The organism is Clostridium sp. BSD2780061688st1 H5, from assembly GCF_005845155.1.
Classification (GTDB): domain Bacteria; phylum Bacillota; class Clostridia; order Lachnospirales; family Lachnospiraceae; genus Claveliimonas; species Claveliimonas intestinigallinarum.
Genome location: NZ_SPGT01000012.1, coordinates 34,414 through 53,105, shown reverse-complemented (window position 1 = coordinate 53,105; position 18,692 = coordinate 34,414). Strand labels below are relative to the sequence as shown.

Genomic DNA, 18,692 nt, shown 5'->3' with positions numbered 1-18,692 from the left:
TATCATCTGTCCAAGTTTTGTCATGGCAATCGCCTCCTTTATTGCTTCCAGGTCATCGTCCTTCAAAAATTTCACTGCAAAAGCGTAGAGTATCGCTTCCATCTTCTGGATCTCCTCCGGGTCAAAGGAGCTCTCGGCTGCCCGCAGGAGCTGAATGGCCTGCAGGATCCGGTTCTTCTGTCTGAGACTGCCTCCCATCAGGGGAGAGAGGAGCAGGGGAATGATGTCTTCCCTCGACACAGAAGAGGCACCATTTTCAGCAAGCCGGGAAAAGAGCTGGTCTGAGTTGTCGTCCTTTAATCGGATCAGGCGGACCCGGTACGTGTTAATCCCCTCTGTGATGCTGTCCCGGAGCTTTTTGGCCCTGTCGGAGCAGATGACGTAGGTGATCACCGGCCCGCCGAGCCGCCGGGAGGCGGACGCCTCATACTCCCGGAACCGCCGCATATCGCTGACGGAGACTGAGTCGCTCTCAAATTCAAAGTGATACCAGAGACCGTTTTCCATCTCGTAGAGAAAATCCTGGTACATGTGTCGGGTCTCCAGCTCCACTATTTCCGTGGGCGCTGACCGGACGGCCTTCTCCGGGATACCCAGCCAGTGGATCAGCTCATCGCCAAAGTAGTCCGCGGCGGACTTGAAAGCCAGATCCTCAAGATGAGAAAGATCCGTGTTCAGTTTGTTTGCTTCCTGCAATATGTCCCTCCGTTTCCGGCGGCACAGGAACTGTTTTCATATCCTTATCATACCATACCAGATAGCAGATTGCCTTTATTTTATCGTAAATGTACAAAATATTCGTTGGATATCTGTCCGATGCGGACTGAGATATTCAGATAAATGCAGCTAGAAAATATCTGCAGCTGAAATGTGCGGCAGATGATCTTGATTGACAGGAAAACAGCGCTGTGCGGCTGCTATCTGTACTGTCTACGATACCATGGGAGACGGAGAAAAGCAATACCTTCCCCTGCAATTATAGCAACCATTTGAAATCCCGGCCGCAACGCCCTGAGCCACCTGGTCGCGACACTCTGATCCTATCCAGTCACAACCCTGATTGCAAACCACCTTCTCCCACGCTATAATGAAAGGGCATTAAAAAGGATGATCAGACATGATTATTATAAGGTAGAAAGGATGAGCAAAATGATTGGAATTATAGGAGCAATGGAGGAGGAGGTCTCCGCCTTAAAGGAGGAAATGCAGACGGAGGAGATAAAGGAGATCGCGGGTATGACCTTTGTGAAGGGCGTTCTCTGCGGCCGGAATGTGGTGGTGGTGCGCAGCGGCATCGGCAAGGTCAACGCGGCTCTGTGCGCCCAGATACTGGCCTCCGAGTTCGGCGTGGACGCGCTGATCAACACAGGCATCGCCGGTTCCCTTGACGCCCGCATTGACATTGGGGATATAGTGATCTCCACGGACTCCCTGTACCACGACATGGACGCCTCCAAGTTCGGCGACCCGGTGGGACAGATCCCAAGGATGGACGTGTTTTCCTTTGAGGCGGATCCCCGCCTGGTAGAGCTGGCAAAAGAGGCCAACCAGGAGGCAAACCCGGACATCCACACATTTACGGGAAGGGTAGTGTCAGGCGACCAGTTTATCTCAGACGCCAAGGACAAGGAGAGGATCAAGCGCAATTTCGATCCCCTGTGCACGGAGATGGAGGGAGCGGGCATTGCCCACGCCGCCTACCTGAACGGAATTTCGTATGTCATTATCCGAGCGATTTCTGACAAAGCCGACAACAGCGCCTCTGTAGACTATCCGGTCTTTGAAAAACAGGCTATCGCCCACAGCGTAAGGCTTGTGAAGGCCCTTCTTTTGAAACTGCCGGAAAAGGGTCTGTAAAAGCAGCGGCACAGCTCGCCAGAAAGCGCCGGAAATCCCCTGTTTCCGGGCAGAAACTGTAGAACGGTTTTTCTGGTTTCCCTTCCGGATTTGAGTATAATCAAATCAAAGAAGGAGGGTTAGATCATGTTAGAAGTGGTATTGGACAGACATATTATGGTTATCCTTATGGGGATAGCCGCGGCTGTGGGGGTGATCAGCAAGATTGCGGCCGGCATTTCTCTGAAGAGACTGGTCCGGGCGGCCGGCAGTATGAATAAGAGCGGACATCCCCTGGTTCGCTTGGTGAAGGCAAAATTTGAACATGCCTGCATGGTGAGCGACCGGGTTCAGAACGTGGAGGTGTTTGTGGAAAAATATCTGCATGAATACCGGGCCGGAGGGCTCAGGCTTCACACCTGGAGACGCCTGGAGAAGGCGGGCGTGTGGCTGTGCCTTCTGTTTGGACTGGCCGGCGCGGGTGCCTGGTACGCGTCCCGGGGCATGGCGGACCAGGTGATCCAGTACGGCGCGGCGGGAGCGGGAGGAGCCATTCTTCTCTTCCTGTTCCAGCTCACAAGCGATGAGAAGTACCAGCTTGGAGTCATCAGAAACTATATGGTGGATTATCTGGAAAATGTCTGCGCACACCGGTATGAGAAGGCGCAGGCGGACAGAGTGAAGGAAGAGTGGAAGGCCATGGCTCCGCCGGACACAAATTCCCGGTCTGAGGAGATCCAGCCGGCACGGGAGATCCAGCCGGAGATCCTGCAGCCGGCAGAGGGCCCGCAGCCTGAAATCCGCCAGCCGGAGATGAGCCGGCCGGAGATGCATCAGCCGGAAATGCGCCAGTCAGAGATGGGTCAGCCACAGAACCTGCGGGAGGCGCAGGAAGAGAAGGCGCAGGCGGCAGAAGGCAGGGAGCCGGCCTGGGAGCCGGTTCAGAAAGCTGCACAGGAAGCAGTCCGGGAGACAGCCGCCCGGGAGCCGGCTCAGGAGCAGAGAGAGCAGCGGCTGCGCTTCCAGGAGGAAGCCTCCAGAGAGCTGGCTGCTGACGCGAAAAAACGCCAGAGCGGAAAGGACAGGCCTGTAAGGGAGACAAAAGCGGCCCGGACGAGGACCGGAAAAGAGGAGGACGAGGTCTCAAAGGAGGTCCGCATCCGGGAGATACTGGAGGAGTTTTTGGCTTGATTATAAAGGGTAATACTGGTAAAATAGACTTGATATGAGCTGAAGCGGGCCTGTCTGCCTTGCCTAAGAGCTGTATCGTGTATCATAAGTATACAATAACGAAGAGAGAAAGAAGGGTTTACCATGAGCAGTAAAGTTACATTCGACTATTCAAAGGCAATGACATTTATCAAAGAGCATGAAATAGACTCCATGAAAGAGATCGTAGGAAACGCCAAGGACGTCCTGGTGAGCGGAACAGGAGCCGGCAACGACTATATTGGCTGGGTAAATCTCCCTGTAGATTACGATAAAGAAGAGTTCGTGCGCATCCAGAAGGCGGCAGAGAAGATTCAGAGCGACTCCGAGGTACTGATCGTCATCGGTATCGGCGGCTCCTACCTGGGAGCAAGAGCTGCCATCGAGTTCCTGCGCCACGGCTTCTACAACAATGTATCCAAAGAGATCCGCAAGACACCGGAGATCTACTATGCAGGAAACAGCATCAGCAGCACCTATCTGAAGGGGCTCATCGACGTGATCGGCGACAGAGATTTCTCCGTAAATATCATCTCCAAGTCCGGAACGACCACAGAGCCGGCCATCGCCTTCCGCGTGTTCAAGGAGATGCTGGAGAAGAAATACGGCAAAGAGGAAGCGGCCAAGAGGATTTACGCCACCACGGACAAGGCAAGGGGAGCCCTGAAGAACCTGGCTACAGAGGAGGGCTACGAGTCCTTCGTTGTGCCGGACGATGTAGGAGGACGCTTCTCCGTTCTGACAGCTGTGGGACTTCTGCCCATCGCAGTCAGCGGCGCAGACATCGAGAAGCTGATGGAGGGCGCAGCGGCAGGAAGAGAGCTGGCGCTGAACAAGCCATTTGAGGAAAATGACGCCCTGCAGTACGCGGCTGTCCGCAACATCCTTCACAGAAAGGGCAAATCCGTAGAGGTGCTGGCGAACTACGAGCCGAGCCTTCACTATGTATCTGAGTGGTGGAAGCAGCTCTACGGCGAGAGCGAGGGAAAAGACCAGAAGGGTATCTTCCCGGCATCCGTGGATCTTACTACAGACCTCCACTCCATGGGCCAGTTCATCCAGGACGGCAGCCGCATCATGTATGAGACAGTCCTGAATGTGGAGACATCCAGAGAGGAAATCCTCATTAACGAGGAGCCGGTGGATCTGGACGGCCTGAACTACCTGGCGGGAAAGAGCATGGACTTTGTAAACAAGAGCGCCATGAACGGAACAGTCCTGGCCCACACAGATGGCCATGTGCCGAACCTGATGGTGAACATTCCGGAGCAGAATGAATTTTATCTGGGTGAGCTCTTCTACTTCTTCGAGTTTGCCTGCGGCGTCAGCGGTTATGTATCCGGCGTCAATCCGTTCAACCAGCCGGGCGTTGAGAGCTACAAGTCAAACATGTTCGCTCTCCTCGGAAAGCCGGGCTATGAAAAAGAGAGAGAAGAGCTGCTGAAGAGATTGTAAGCTATACGAGGCTATCAGATGACTGAACTTTACGACAGACTGCAAAGATACAGCGTTTCTGACTATTACGGGTTTCACATGCCGGGGCACAAGCGGAACACAGCGCGCTTCGGCAGTGATCTTCCCTACGGGATCGACATCACTGAGATCGAGGGATTTGACGACCTCCACCACCCGGACGGGATCCTGAAGGAAGCGCAGGAGAAGGCCTCCCGGATCTACGGGACCGGCGAGACGAGATTTCTCGTGAACGGAAGCACAGCGGGGATATTAAGCGCCATCCTGGGGTGCACCCGGAAGGGAGATCAGGTGCTGGTGGGCCGGAACTGTCACAAATCCGTGTATCACGCCATCTATATGAACGAGCTGGAGCCGGTGTACCTGTACCCCGGTTTCCGACCGGATATTCAGTTGAATACAGAAATATCTGTAAGCGCAGTGAAAGCTGCGCTTAATGAACATTCCAGGGTAAAGGCGGTGATCCTGGTCTCCCCCACCTATGACGGCGTCGTCTCGGACATCCGGGGCATTGTCGGGGATGTCCATAAGAGGGGAATTCCCCTGATCGTGGACGAGGCACACGGGGCCCACTTTGGCTTCCACCCCTATTTTCCGGAGAGCGCCCTGGGACAGGGGGCGGACGTGGTGATCCACAGTCTCCACAAGACGCTGCCGGCTCTGACCCAGACGGCCCTCCTCCACGTGGACGGGCCCTTTGCAGATCGGGAGCGGATCTTCCGCTATCTGGACATGCTCCAGTCCAGCAGCCCCTCCTATGTGCTCATGGCTGGCATCGACAGGTGTATCCATCTGCTGGGGGAGAAGAGGGAGGAGCTCTTTGGCCCCTATGTGGAGCAGCTTAAGAGGCTCAGAGAGCGGCTGAGACATCTGGAAAAGCTCTCCCTTGTACAGACAGAGCGCTACGACCGGTCCAAGGTGGTCCTGTCTGTAGGCAGGGCGGACATGACCGGAAGAGAGCTGTATCTGTGGCTTCTTAGGGATTATCATCTGCAGCTTGAGATGGCCGCCGGCTCCTACGCCTTGGCCATGACAAGCGTGGGGGATACGCAGGAGGGCTTCCGCCGGCTGGGGGACGCCCTGGAGGAGATTGACAGATCCGCGAGGGAGAGAGCGGCAGCAGTCCCCTGCCAGGCCGGCGGCCTGCCGCGGAATGAGATAGTCTGCACAAGCGCCCGGATGGAGGAGTTGGCCCGGGAGACGAGCCCTGTGAAGGGACAGGTGAAAAAAGTGCTCCTGGAGGAGAGCGAGGGACTGGTGTCCACAGAGTACGCCTACCTCTATCCGCCGGGCATTCCGCTCATCGTTCCGGGAGAGCGCATCAGCCGGGAGAGTGTGGAATTGCTGCTCACAAGCAGAAGCCAGGGATTTTCCCTGGAAGGTATGGAAGAAGAAGGAAGCATCAGGGTCTGGATAAATGGGTAAAATATACTACATAATAGGAAAAAGTTCATCAGGCAAGGACACTATTTTCAAGGAGCTTCTGTCCCGCATCCCGGAGCTGAAGCAGGTGGTGCCCTACACTACAAGGCCCCGCCGGGAGGGGGAGAAAGACGGGGTGGAGTATTTCTTCACAGACGAGAAGCGGACAGAGGAGCTGGAGCGGGCGGGCCGCATCATTGAGCTCCGGGCATACGATACAGCCTGCGGCGTGTGGAAATATTTTACAGCTGACGACGGACAGATCGATCTGGAGACGGGAAATTATCTCATGATCGGGACTTTGGAATCCTACGAAAAAATGGTACAATACTACGGGGCGGAGAACATCCTGCCCCTCTATATAGAAGTGGAGGACGGAGAGCGGCTTTCCCGGGCGCTTGCCAGGGAGAGGCAGCAGGCGCAGCCAAAGTACAAAGAGCTGTGCCGCCGTTTTCTTGCGGACGAGGAGGACTTTTCGGAGGAAAAGCTGCGCCGGCTGGGCATACGGCGCCGGTTCCGCAACGAAGATAAAGAACACTGTTTAGAAGAAATCACAGAGGTAATATACAATGGGAAGCTTTAAAGACGTAGTAGGACACAAGGACATTATCAACTATATACGCAATGCCGTGACAGAGAACAAGGTGTCACATGCCTATATCCTGAACGGGGAGAGAGGCTCCGGCAAGAAAATGCTGGCGAACCTGTTTGCCACTACGCTCTTGTGCGAGGAGCAGGGGCCGGATCCCTGCAATAAATGCCACTCCTGTCACCAGGCGGAGAGTGGGAACCATCCGGACATCATCCGGGTAACCCACGAGAAGCCGAATACCATCAGCGTGGACGACATCCGCAGGCAGGTCAACGAGGACATTCAGATCAAGCCCTACCAGGGCCCCTACAAGATCTACATTATAGCGGAGGCGGACCTGATGACCGTGCAGGCTCAGAACGCCCTTCTCAAGACCATCGAGGAGCCCCCTGCCTACGCGGTGATCTTTCTTCTCACAGAGAACGCGGAGGCCCTGCTTCCCACCATCACCTCCCGGTGCGTGATGCTGAAGCTGCGTAACATCAAGGATACCCTGATCCGCAAGTACCTCATGGAGACTATGCATGTGCCGGACTACAAGGCGGACATGTGCACAGCCTTTGCCCAGGGAAATATGGGGCGGGCGATCATGCTGGCCAGCTCGGATCACTTTAACGAGATCCGGGAGGAGGCGGTCCAGCTTCTGAAATACATCAACGAGATGGACATCAGTGAGATCACGAAGGCCATCAAGAAGATTAACACTTATAAACTCGAGATCAACGACTACCTGGACATCATCATGATATGGTACAGGGACGTGTTGCTATATAAGGCGACAAAGGATATGGACAAGGTCGTGTTCAAAGACCAGATCAGCTACATCCAGGAGCGGGCAAAGAAGAGCTCCTACGAGGGCATTGAGCTGATACTGGAGAGTCTGGAGAAGGCCAAGACACGCCTCAAGGCAAATGTAAATTTTGACCTTGTCATGGAGCTTTTGCTGCTGACGATAAAGGAGAACTGACAGATATGACAAAGGTGATTGGAGTAAGATTTCGCAGGGCGGGGAAGGTCTATTTCTTCTCCCCCGGAAAACTGGAGATCCACCATGGGGACAATGTGATCGTGGAGACCGCCAGGGGCGTGGAGTTCGGAAATGTTGTGACCGGGCCGCGAGAGGTGGAGGAGGAGAGGATCAGCCAGCCTCTCAAATCCGTCATCCGCATCGCAAACAAGGACGACTACCGCCGGGAGGAGAAGAACCGGGAGAAGGAGAAAGAGGCCTTCAGCATCTGCCAGGAGAAGATCCGCAAGCACGGGCTGGAGATGAAGCTCATCGATGCGGAGTACACATTTGACAACAATAAAGTGCTGTTCTACTTCACCGCAGACGGAAGGATCGACTTCCGGGAGCTGGTAAAGGACCTGGCCAGCGTGTTCCGCACAAGGATCGAGCTGCGCCAGATCGGCGTGCGGGACGAGACTAAGATCCGGGGAGGCATCGGCATCTGCGGCCGGGAGCTGTGCTGTCATACATACCTGACAGAGTTTGCCCCGGTGTCCATCAAGATGGCCAAGGAGCAGAATTTGTCCCTCAACCCCAGCAAGATTTCGGGCGTGTGCGGCAGGCTCATGTGCTGCCTCACCAATGAGGAACAAAACTACGAGGAGCTGAACAGCCGTCTGCCGGCGGTGGGAGACACAGTCACTACGCCGGAGAAGCTGAAAGGCGACGTGCAGGCCGTCAATGTGCTGCGCCAGCTGGTGAAGGTGGTCGTTACCCTGGACAACGATGAGAAGGAGGTCCGGGAGTACAAGGCAGCGGAGCTGCGCTTCAAGCCCCGCCGGAAGAAGAAGGACACAAAGATCTCCAGGGAGGAGATGGCGCAGCTGAAGGCACTGGAGGAGAAGAACGGAGCGTCGAAGCTGGATGACAAGTAAGAGTACAGTGGATTTAAAGCCGGGGGAACGCCTGGACGACCTGCAGATCAAGGGGTACCGGATCATCCAGTCCCCGGGCCGGTTCTGCTTTGGCATGGACGCGGTCCTGCTGTCCGCCTTCGCAAAGGTAAAAAAGGGTGAGCGGGCGCTGGATCTGGGGACCGGGACAGGCATCCTCCCCATTCTGCTGGAGGCAAAAAACGAGGGGGAGTCCTACACCGGCCTGGAGATTCAGGAGGAGAGCGCGGACATGGCCCGCCGCAGCGTCCTTGTCAACCACCTGGAGGACAGGGTCCGCATTGTCACGGGAGATATCAGAGAGGCAGCCGCCCTTTTCGGCGCCGCCTCTTTTCACGTAGTCACAGTCAACCCGCCTTACATGATCGGAGATCACGGCCTGAAAAATGCCAACGAGGCCAAGTACATTGCCCGCCACGAGGTGCTCTGCACCCTGGAGGACGTGCTAAGAGAGAGCGCCAGGCTCCTGGAAAATAAAGGCCGGTTTTATATGGTGCACCGCCCCTTCCGGCTGGCCGAGATCCTCGCCGGCATGAGCCGCCACCGGATCGAGCCGAAGCGGATGCGTCTTGTCCACCCCTACATAGACAGGGAGCCAAACATGGTGCTCCTGGAGGGAGTGAAGGACGCGAGCCCAAGGATGACCGTGGAGCCGCCCCTGGTGGTGTACAACAAAGACGGAACCTACACAGACGAGCTGTTAAAGCTGTACGGTCTGGACAGACAGGAGAAACATTAGGAGAGAAATATGGCAGGAACACTGTATCTGTGCGCCACCCCCATCGGGAACCTGGAGGATATGACCTTCCGGGCCGTGCGCACACTGAAGGAGGCAGATCTCATAGCCGCGGAGGACACCCGCAACAGCATCAAGCTGCTGAACCACTTTGAGATACGGACTCCCATGACCAGCTACCACGAATACAACAAGATTGAGAAAGGAAAGAAGCTCACAGCGCTTCTCCTGGAGGGAAAAAATATCGCCCTCATCACGGACGCCGGCACGCCGGGAATCTCGGATCCCGGGGAGGAGCTTGTGAAAATGTGCCATGAGGCGGGGATCACGGTCACAGCCGTGCCCGGAGCCGCCGCCTGCGTGACTGCCCTGACCATATCCGGGCTGCCCACAAGGCGGTTTGCCTTTGAGGCTTTCCTCCCCTCCGACAAAAAGGAGAGAAGGGACGTGCTGGAGGAGCTGAAGGACGAGACCAGGACCATTGTGATCTATGAGGCGCCCCATCGCCTCCTGCGGACGCTGGAGGAGCTTCTGGAAGCGCTGGGAGACCGGCAGGTGTCCGTCTGCCGGGAGCTGACCAAAAAGCACGAGACCGTCTATCGGTCCACCCTGGAGGAGGCCTGCGCTTACTACAAAGCCCAGGAGCCCCGGGGAGAGTGCGTTCTTGTTATCCGGGGAAAGAGCCGGGAGGAGCTGCGCCGCCAGTCCCAGAAGAAGTGGGAGGAGATGTCCCTGGAGGAGCACATGGCATACTACACGGATCAGGGCGTGGAGCGGAAAGAGGCCATGAAAAAGGTGGCAAAGGACAGAGGCGTCAGCAAGAGGGAGATTTACCAGGCGCTTCTGCAAAGAGAAGAGGAATGATCTGTCAGAATGACGGAAGAGAAGAAGGGACCGTTGGTCAAGTTGTATAGAAATCAAAAAAAAGATTGTTCAACTTGGGCATGGCGAAATCCCTTCTTTTTTTATATACTGGGTAACAGATAAAGAACGTCGGCTCCGGCCGTGCACCATTAACAGGAGGAACAAAACAATGGCAAGTTTATCATTAAAGCACATTAACAAAACATATCCTAACGGATTTGAAGCTGTAAAAGATTTCAACCTTGAGATCGAGGATAAAGAATTTATCATCTTTGTAGGACCTTCCGGATGTGGAAAATCCACCACGCTCCGTATGATCGCAGGACTTGAGGAGATCACATCCGGCGAGCTGAAGATCGGCGACAGAGTCGTAAACGACGTTGAGCCGAAGGACCGCGATATCGCAATGGTATTCCAGAACTACGCTCTGTATCCGCATATGACAGTATATGATAACATGGCATTTGGTCTGAAACTGAGAAAAGTTCCGAAAGATCAGATCGACAAGATGGTTCGCGAGGCTGCCAAGATCCTTGACCTGGAAGCTCTTCTGGATCGTAAACCAAAGGCTCTTTCCGGTGGACAGAGACAGCGTGTTGCCATGGGACGTGCGATCGTTCGTAACCCGAAGGTATTCCTTATGGACGAGCCTCTCTCCAACCTGGATGCAAAACTTCGTGGACAGATGCGTGTTGAGATCTCCAAGCTGCACCAGAGACTGGGCACAACCATCATCTACGTAACACATGACCAGACAGAGGCTATGACACTTGGTACAAGAATCGTAGTTATGAACGCTGGTGTTGTACAGCAGGTAGATACACCGCAGACACTGTACGATTATCCTTGCAATATGTTCGTTGCTGGATTCATCGGATCTCCGCAGATGAACTTTATCGATGCTACATGCAAAGTTGAGGGAGACAAAGTTTCTCTTGTAACAGGACCTCATACAATCGCTCTTCCGCCTGCAAAAGCAAAAGCGCTCAAAGAAGGCGGCTATGATGGAAAGACAGTTGTTCTCGGTATCCGTCCTGAGGATGTTCACGATGAGCAGATGTTCATCGAAGCTTCTCCTGACACAGTGATCGAGGCCAAGATCCGTGTATACGAGATGCTCGGCGCAGAGGTTCTCCTCTACTTCGACTATGAGGGAGCAAGCATGACAGCAAGAGTTGATCCCAGAACAACAGCAAGATCCGGCGACACAGTGAAATTCGCTCTGGATGCTGAGAAGATCCATATCTTTGACAAAGAGACAGAGCTGACGATCACAAACTAGTCAGACGCTTTGAAATGAATATGTGAAAAGGAAGAGAGATGCCTGGAAGGGTGTCTCTCTTTTTTTGGTTCCCATCTGGCTGTCTGCCGCGGTATGCAACGAATTGTTAATTGTTTATCATTCTGACATAATGTATAATTGTTTTTAACATATACCTAAAAAGAGATAATGGACACACAGGGATAAAAAGAGCAACGTTGGAATGGGAATACAATAAGGCCAGGGAGGAGCTGCTGTGGAGAAACCGGAAGGAAGAGGAGGAGAAGGTTCTGCGTCAGTGGGGGATGGACGAGGAGGAGATACAGATGCTCCGGGAATACGACTGGGATATCTTCAAATCCGAGCGCCGGTTCCTGGAGCACTGGGCTCCCTGGGAGGACTATGAGGCGGAAGGATGGATGCGGGATTACAGGAGAGCTGTCATGAAGTATTTTGATATGGAGGACAGCCGATTTTTCTCAGAGAGGACAGAGCGTGTTCTTAAAGGCCTGGACCAGGTCGGAAAAGAAATCCTGTATTTGAAAATAAACGGTTATGAGACGAGAGAGATTTCTGCTATAATAGGTATTACAGAAAAAGCCATATACCGGAGAATGGACCGGATCAAAGAAAAATTGAAAAAAATCTGACGCCAGAGGGGAAAATCGACACTGTTCGACGGCTATATAATGTAGGATGGTTTCGAAGGTGAGGAGAAAGTGGAGGGAGATTAGCATGAAGAAAATCCTTTTGTACCTTACCCTGATTCTGCTGCCTGTGGCAGGCGGACTCTTTCTGGCTGAGAGATTTCAGACAGATCTGGAAATCAGCGTATTTGACTGCCAGATGAAAGAATGGAAAAGACGGGAGCAGAGCCCGGAAAGGATGTGACAAGTTGCTGCCAAATCAGACGATACAGAAACTGATACAGGAGATCAAGAGAATATCAGGCTTTGACTGTTCCATATGGAATGAAAAGGCAGAGTGCCTGGCCATGACAAACGTAAAAGCGCGGCCCCGGCAGGCAGATGTGGAGGAACTGATCCAACAATATAACAGCCAGGGGAAGGAGGAGTCCACAGGAGAGGAGAGCCTGTTCCTGCTGGAAAACGCAGAGCATTTCTACGTACTGGCTGTGGCCGGGACAGACGACAAAGCAGTGATGGCGGGGCGCTTCGGCCTCAGCCATCTGGAGAGCCTGGCCTCCATGAATCGCAATAAAATGGACAAGAATCGGTTTATCCAGAGCCTTCTTCTGGACAATCTCCTCCTGGTGGACATCTACAACCAGGCCAAGAGACTGAAGATCCCGGTGCTGCAGCGGAGGGTCGTGTTCCTGGTTGAGCCCAAAAACGCGGACGACAACCTGGTGCTGGAGACACTGAAGGGCCTTTTTTCCATCGGCATCAAGGACTTTGCCACCTCTGTCGAGGAGAGGCATATTATCCTTGTGAAGGCCCTGGAGCCCACAGAGGACTACGAGGATATCCAGCACATGGCGGATGTCATCGTGGATACCCTGGGCATGGAGGCCATGGTCGGTGTCCGGGTCTCCTACGGCACCATTGTGGAGGAGCTCAAGGACGTGTCCCGCTCCTACAAGGAGGCGGATATGGCCATGGAGGTGGGGCGCATCTTCTACTCCCAGCGGCGCGTGCTGTCCTACAGAGTGCTGGGCATAGGCCGGCTCATACACCAGCTTCCGGCTTCCCTGTGCGAGATGTTCCTGGACGAGGTCTTCGAGGGGAACGCCATGGAGAGCTTTGAGGAGGAGGAGCTGGCGGCGGTCTACACCTTCTTCGAGAATAATCTGAACATCTCGGAGACGGCGAGAAAGCTGTATGTGCACCGGAATACCCTGGTGTATCGTCTTGAGAAGATCCAGAAAAAGACAGGTCTGGACGTCCGGGTGTTTGAGGACGCCATGACATTTAAGATTGCCCTGATGGTGGAAAAGCACATGAGGGCGATGAAGGAGAAGGAAAGCTGAAACGCTGCAAAGAGACAGCCGGCCAAAACGGACGCGGACCCTGCCTGGAAGGAGGCTGATCCACTTGTGTTTGAGGTGTTGAAACTGTCATTTTAGTGTGATATAGTAGATATAGAAAAGGAACAACCGCCTAGAAAGTGGTTAGCCTCCAAGATGTGGCATAAGCCTACCTGACCGCCAAGTACAAGGTAGGCTTATTTATTTTCGCTTATATGTATCCATCTGCACCACCTCCCCTCTGCTTTATGAGTATAGGGAGGCTACCACCTTGTATCACAGTTGTTCCGTATGCAGAGTATAACATAATGAAAGTTTACAATATTTTCGTTATAGTTAACCAGATTTCTTTATAGCCTTCACGCGTATCGCATATATATCCACCCGTTTAAATTGACTTTTCCCCGGAACCGGGATAAAATAAACTGACGAAGTAAAATCAAAAACAGGAGGAATATGGAAAGATGATAAAGCTCTACGACAAAGGCGTTTATCTTGTGAACGGCACAGAGATCATGGAAGATGCGGCCGAAGTGCAGCAGAAGACCGGCCGGGCTGTGACACAGGAAGAAGCAGCAGCGCAGACAATGGCATACAATATACTGAAGGATCACAACACCTCCGGCAATATGGAGCGCCTTCAGATCAAATTCGATAAACTCACATCCCACGACATCACTTTTGTGGGTATTATCCAGACAGCCCGGGCTTCAGGACTGGAGAAATTTCCGGTTCCCTACGTGCTGACCAACTGCCACAACTCCCTGTGCGCGGTGGGCGGGACCATCAACGAGGATGACCACATGTTCGGCCTCACATGCGCTAAGAAGTACGGTGGCGTGTATGTGCCCCCTCACCAGGCGGTCATCCACCAGTTTGCAAGGGAAATGCTGGCCGGCGGCGGAAAGATGATCCTTGGCTCTGACAGCCACACCCGCTACGGCGCCCTGGGAACCATGGCCATGGGCGAGGGCGGACCGGAGCTTGTAAAGCAGCTTCTGGGCAAGACCTACGACATTAAGATGCCGGGCGTCATCGGCATTTACCTGGACGGAGAGCCCATCAAGGGCGTCGGCCCCCAGGACGTGGCTCTGGCCATCATCGGCGCTACTTTTGCCAACGGCTATGTGAACAACAAGGTAATGGAGTTTGTGGGCCCCGGCGTGGACAAGCTGAGCGCGGACTTCCGTATCGGCATCGACGTCATGACCACTGAGACCACCTGCCTGTCCTCCATCTGGAAGACGGATGAGACTATTCGCGAGTTCTTTGAGATCCACGGACGGCCGGAGGACTATAGAGAGCTTCAGCCAGGAGCAGTGACCTACTACGACGGCATGGTGTACGTGAACCTGAGCGAGATCCGCCCCATGATCGCCATGCCTTTCCATCCCTCTAACGTATATACCATTGACGAAGTCAATGCAAACTTAAAGGACGTGCTCCACGATGTAGAGCAGAAGGCCCTGGTGAGCCTGGACGGCGTGGTGGACTACTCTCTCCAGAGCAAGATCGTGGACGGAAAGCTCTACGTGGACCAGGGCATCATCGCCGGATGCGCGGGCGGAGGATTTGAAAATATCTGCGCCGCAGCGGACATCATCCGCGGAAAATACATCGGCGCGGACGAGTTCACCTTCAGCGTTTACCCGGCCAGCACGCCCATCTACATGGAGCTTGTGAAGAACGGCGCGGTGGCAGACCTGATGGAGGCGGGAACCATCGTGAAGACTGCCTTCTGCGGACCCTGCTTTGGCGCGGGAGACACGCCGGCCAACAACGCCTTCTCCATCCGCCACTCCACAAGGAACTTCCCCAACAGGGAGGGCTCCAAGCTGCAGAGCGGACAGATCGCTTCCGTGGCCCTCATGGACGCCCGCTCCATCGCAGCCACAGCGGCAAACAAGGGCTTCCTGACACCGGCCACAGCCATGGATGTGGAGTACAGAGGACCCAAGTATCATTTTGACAAAAATATTTACGCGAACCGCGTGTTTGACAGCCACGGCGTGGCAGACCCCTCTGTGAAGATCAAGTTTGGCCCCAACATCAAGGACTGGCCGGAAATGCCGGCTCTCCCGGAGAACCTGATCCTGAAGGTGGTTTCCGAGATCCACGATCCGGTCACCACTACAGACGAGCTGATCCCCTCCGGAGAGACATCCTCCTACCGCTCCAACCCCCTGGGGCTGGCGGAGTTTGCCCTCTCAAGGAAGGATCCCGCCTATGTAGGACGGGCCAAGGAAGTCCAGAAGGCCCAGAAGGCCATCGAGGCCGGAGAGTGTCCGCTTAATGCCCTGGAGGAGTTAAAGCCTGTCATGGCAAAGATCCAGGAGACCTACCCGGAGGTGGGCAAGGGCAATATCGGCGTTGGAAGCACCATTTTCGCGGTGAAGCCGGGAGACGGCTCCGCCAGGGAGCAGGCCGCGTCCTGCCAGAAGGTGCTGGGCGGCTGGGCGAATATCGCCATCGAGTACGCCACAAAGAGATACCGCTCCAACCTGATCAACTGGGGCATGCTCCCCTTCCTCACCAAGGAAGACCATGAGCACCTGAGCTTTAAGAACGGCGATTACATTTTCGTTCCGGACATCCGCAGGGCTGTGGAGGAGAAGGACGATGTGATCAAGGCCTACCTGGTGGGTGACAGCTTAAAAGAGCTGGAGTTTACTATGGGCGACCTGACAGATACAGAGAGAGAGATCATCCTGAAGGGATGCCTCATCAACTACTACAGAGGATAAGAGCTGGAACACAGGCAGCTCCGTGTCAGACAAAAAAATCTGGCCGGGGCTGCCTGTTATTTTACAGAAAAAAATATTTTCCATGCAACAAAAAGGCCTGCCCAAAGACTCTAATCTATATAAGAAGCAGACAGGCAGATACGAGGGAGGAAATACTATGAAGTGTGATGCAGAAGGCTTTGCTGCCCTGTACAGCACTGTGTACACAGACATGTACCGTTTCGCACTCTGCATGATGAAGAGCTCTCACGACGCGGAGGACGCCGTCAGCGAGGCGGTGATACAGGCCTATGAGCACATCGGTTCCCTGCGCAGCGAGGAGTCCTTTAAGAGCTGGATTTTTACAATTCTGGCAAACACGTGCAGAAAGAAATGGCGGCAGCAGGAAAGAGACCAGAAAAAGGCGGAATTGTCCTTTTTCTCGGGAGAGGATGAGAGCGCCCCGGACTGGGACCAGGCCGTGGACGTGAGAAATGCCTTCGCCATCCTGGCGGAGGAGGAGCAGCTCATCGTGGGACTGTCGGTTTTCGGCGGATACACAAGCGGGGAGATCGGGGAGCTTCTGGAGAAGAGCCCTTCCACCGTGCGCTCAAAGATGAGCAGGGCTCTGGCAAAAATGAGTCTGATACTGAAGGAGTAGGAAAGGAGAGATCTGCATGGAAAAGAAAGAACAGGAAATGCTTGAAAAGATACGGTCTGCCTCAGAAGAGCTCCGGGTACCGGAGTCGCTGGAGCCTGCGCGCGTGAGAGAGCAGTTGGAAAAGCACGACAGGGAAAAGCAAGCAGGCAGGAGCAGGAAGCAGGGAAAGGCCGGTCGGTTCCTGCGCTCGGTCCGAGGCCGGCAGGTGACGGCGCTGGCGGCGGGGCTGGCTTTGGTGTGCCTGGCGGGAGCTGCCTACACCCTCAGCGTCCGAGACAGCGGCGGAGCGGGAGAGGCAGACTCCGAAGCAGCCTCCGGGGCTGCGGCTTCCGGGAGCGGACAAAGCTCCGGGAAAACAGGGGAGGGAGAGCTGCGGGCAGCAGGCAGCTACGATGATGTCTACGCTTATCTGGAGGAGTATCAGGAGAAGCAGGAAGAAATAGAAGAGCCCTCCGGCATCTGGGGAGGCGCGCGGCTTGAGTCTGCGTCGGGAGGTGCGACGTCCTCCTCTTCCGGAGTGGCGGAGAGATCCCAGGCGGACAGCGCCTCTGCCGCGGCAGACAGCAGCGCGGACTCCTACAGCGGCAGCTACTCTGACACCAACGTCCGCCAGGCCGGTGTGGATGAGGGGGACGTGGTGAAGACTGACGGCCGCTATATCTACACTCTCACAGATGAGGGGGAAATCACCATCGTGGACACGGAGGGCGGAATGAAAGAGGCCGGCGTGATCAGCGAGGACAGACAGATTCTGGAGTTCTACGTGGCGGATACAAGGCTTATGCTCCTGGCGGGCGCTGTGAATGATATGGGGGAGTATACGGACGGGACGGCCCTTGTCACCTACGATATCTCTGACCGAACGGAGCCCAGGAAGCTGGGGGAGGTGACCCAGAGCGGAAGCTACCGGTCCTCCCGCATGGTGGGGGATTACGTGTACGTGTTTACCACCTTTTACGCGGATATGTTCGCGGCACAGGAGGCCAGAGAGTCCTACGTTCCCCAGGCGGGCGGCGGCCTGATCCAGGAGAGCTCCATTTACCTGCCTGAGACAGACAGCCCCAGCCAGTATCTGGTCATGACGTCCACGGATATAAAGGCTCCGGACAGAATTGCTGACAGCAAGGCTCTCTTTGCGGGATACGGGGAGCTGTACGTGAGCAACGAAAACATTTACTGGTATGAAAACACATCCGAACACAACGGATTTAGCTGGGAGTACAGTACCCTCATCCGTAAAATTTCTTATAAAGAGGGCAGGCTGGAGGCTGTGGCCAAGGGTTCTGTGCCGGGCACCATAGACGACTCATTTTCCATAGACGAGTATGAGGGAAATCTACGGGTGGTGACTACGGATGAGAGCGCCAACGGGCTCTATATACTGGACCCGGACCTGAAAGAGATAGGGCGCCTCGACAATCTGGCAAAGGGGGAGCAGGTCTACTCCGCCCGGCTGATGGGGGACACCGGGTATTTTGTCACCTTCCGTAACACGGATCCCCTCTTCTCGGCAGACCTGTCAGATCCGGAAAACCCACAGATTCTGGGAGAACTGAAGATCCCTGGCTTCTCGGAGTATCTTCACCCCTACGGAGAAGGGCGGCTCCTTGGAATCGGCATGGACGCGGACGAGGAGACAGGGGCAACGGGAGGTGTGAAGCTGAGCATGTTCAATGTCAGCGACCCTGCTGACGTGAAGGAGGAGCACACGCTGATCCTGGAAAATGTCTACAGCGCCGATGTGCTCTACGACTACAGGGCAGCTCTCATAGATACGGACAGGAACATCATCGGCTTTTCCGCCTACAAGGGAGCCCAGGAAAAATACTACCTGTTCTCATATGACCCGGACAAAGGATTTACCTGCCTCCTGGAGGAGCAGGTCAACGGGAGCAGTCAGAGAGCGGGCAGAGGCCTCTATATAGAAAATGTGCTCTACGTGGTCAAGGGAAATATCATTGAGTCCTACGGGATGGATGATTTTAAGAAGACAGGAGACATTATCCTGTAGAGAGAAAGAAAAAGA

General features: G+C 54.6%; 17 protein-coding genes. 16 read left to right on the top strand and 1 reads right to left on the bottom strand.

Annotated elements, in window-relative coordinates; all coding sequences use genetic code 11:
* On the bottom strand, positions 1–696 hold a 696-nt coding region (locus FGQ86_RS16235; protein ID WP_171031533.1), incomplete at its 3' end, for a hypothetical protein.
* A 453-nt stretch (positions 697–1,149) separates the two neighbouring features.
* On the opposite strand from FGQ86_RS16235, the gene FGQ86_RS09255 reads away from it, so the two are divergent.
* The 16 genes from FGQ86_RS09255 (at position 1,150) to FGQ86_RS09185 (ending at position 18,677) form a co-directional block, all read left to right on the top strand.
* Positions 1,150–1,857: a 5'-methylthioadenosine/adenosylhomocysteine nucleosidase gene (locus FGQ86_RS09255; protein WP_138303623.1), complete on the top strand. Its 708-nt coding sequence runs from the start codon at positions 1,150–1,152 to the stop codon at positions 1,855–1,857.
* 126 nt (positions 1,858–1,983) lie between these two features.
* Positions 1,984–3,027, top strand: a complete 1,044-nt coding sequence (locus FGQ86_RS09250) for a cell envelope integrity protein TolA (RefSeq protein ID WP_033126141.1) — start codon at positions 1,984–1,986, stop codon at positions 3,025–3,027.
* 123 nt (positions 3,028–3,150) lie between these two features.
* Positions 3,151–4,500, top strand: coding sequence for a glucose-6-phosphate isomerase (locus FGQ86_RS09245; protein WP_138303621.1), 1,350 nt, complete (start codon positions 3,151–3,153; stop codon positions 4,498–4,500).
* Positions 4,501–4,518: 18 nt separating this feature from the next.
* Entirely contained in the window at positions 4,519–5,943 is a 1,425-nt protein-coding gene (locus FGQ86_RS09240; protein ID WP_138303619.1) for an aminotransferase class I/II-fold pyridoxal phosphate-dependent enzyme, read from the top strand.
* On the top strand, positions 5,936–6,523 hold the full coding sequence (locus tag FGQ86_RS09235) for a guanylate kinase (RefSeq protein WP_138303617.1): 588 nt from the start codon (positions 5,936–5,938) through the stop codon (positions 6,521–6,523). Before FGQ86_RS09240 ends, FGQ86_RS09235 begins: the two co-directional genes overlap by 8 nt.
* Complete coding sequence (holB, locus tag FGQ86_RS09230; protein WP_033126145.1) at positions 6,510–7,499, top strand: DNA polymerase III subunit delta'; 990 nt, start codon at positions 6,510–6,512, stop codon at positions 7,497–7,499. Before FGQ86_RS09235 ends, holB begins: the two co-directional genes overlap by 14 nt.
* Before the next feature lie 5 nt (positions 7,500–7,504).
* Entirely contained in the window at positions 7,505–8,416 is a 912-nt protein-coding gene (locus FGQ86_RS09225) for a stage 0 sporulation family protein (RefSeq protein WP_033126146.1), read from the top strand.
* Positions 8,406–9,173 (top strand): tRNA1(Val) (adenine(37)-N6)-methyltransferase, encoded by a 768-nt coding sequence (locus FGQ86_RS09220; RefSeq protein WP_138303615.1) that lies wholly within the window; start codon positions 8,406–8,408, stop codon positions 9,171–9,173. Before FGQ86_RS09225 ends, FGQ86_RS09220 begins: the two co-directional genes overlap by 11 nt.
* 9 nt (positions 9,174–9,182) lie before the next feature.
* On the top strand, positions 9,183–10,034 hold the full coding sequence (gene rsmI, locus FGQ86_RS09215) for a 16S rRNA (cytidine(1402)-2'-O)-methyltransferase (RefSeq protein WP_033126148.1): 852 nt from the start codon (positions 9,183–9,185) through the stop codon (positions 10,032–10,034).
* 169 nt (positions 10,035–10,203) lie between these two features.
* Positions 10,204–11,316, top strand: coding sequence for a sn-glycerol-3-phosphate ABC transporter ATP-binding protein UgpC (ugpC, locus tag FGQ86_RS09210; protein ID WP_033126149.1), 1,113 nt, complete (start codon positions 10,204–10,206; stop codon positions 11,314–11,316).
* Positions 11,317–11,513: 197 nt separating this feature from the next.
* Complete coding sequence (locus FGQ86_RS09205; protein ID WP_033126150.1) at positions 11,514–11,945, top strand: hypothetical protein; 432 nt, start codon at positions 11,514–11,516, stop codon at positions 11,943–11,945.
* Positions 11,946–12,030: 85 nt separating this feature from the next.
* Positions 12,031–12,186, top strand: a complete 156-nt coding sequence (locus tag FGQ86_RS16230) for a hypothetical protein (RefSeq protein WP_156111852.1) — start codon at positions 12,031–12,033, stop codon at positions 12,184–12,186.
* 4 nt (positions 12,187–12,190) lie between these two features.
* The gene (locus tag FGQ86_RS09200) at positions 12,191–13,285 is read left to right on the top strand and encodes a helix-turn-helix domain-containing protein (RefSeq protein WP_033126151.1); all 1,095 of its coding nucleotides are present in this window, start codon (positions 12,191–12,193) and stop codon (positions 13,283–13,285) included.
* A gap of 461 nt (positions 13,286–13,746) precedes the next feature.
* The gene (locus tag FGQ86_RS09195) at positions 13,747–16,026 is read left to right on the top strand and encodes a hydratase (RefSeq protein ID WP_138303613.1); all 2,280 of its coding nucleotides are present in this window, start codon (positions 13,747–13,749) and stop codon (positions 16,024–16,026) included.
* Positions 16,027–16,183: 157 nt separating this feature from the next.
* A complete protein-coding gene (locus FGQ86_RS09190) occupies positions 16,184–16,666 on the top strand; it encodes an RNA polymerase sigma factor (protein ID WP_033126153.1) in 483 nt (160 codons plus the stop codon).
* 16 nt (positions 16,667–16,682) lie between these two features.
* Positions 16,683–18,677 (top strand): beta-propeller domain-containing protein, encoded by a 1,995-nt coding sequence (locus tag FGQ86_RS09185; RefSeq protein WP_033126154.1) that lies wholly within the window; start codon positions 16,683–16,685, stop codon positions 18,675–18,677.
* Positions 18,678–18,692: the final 15 nt, after the last annotated feature.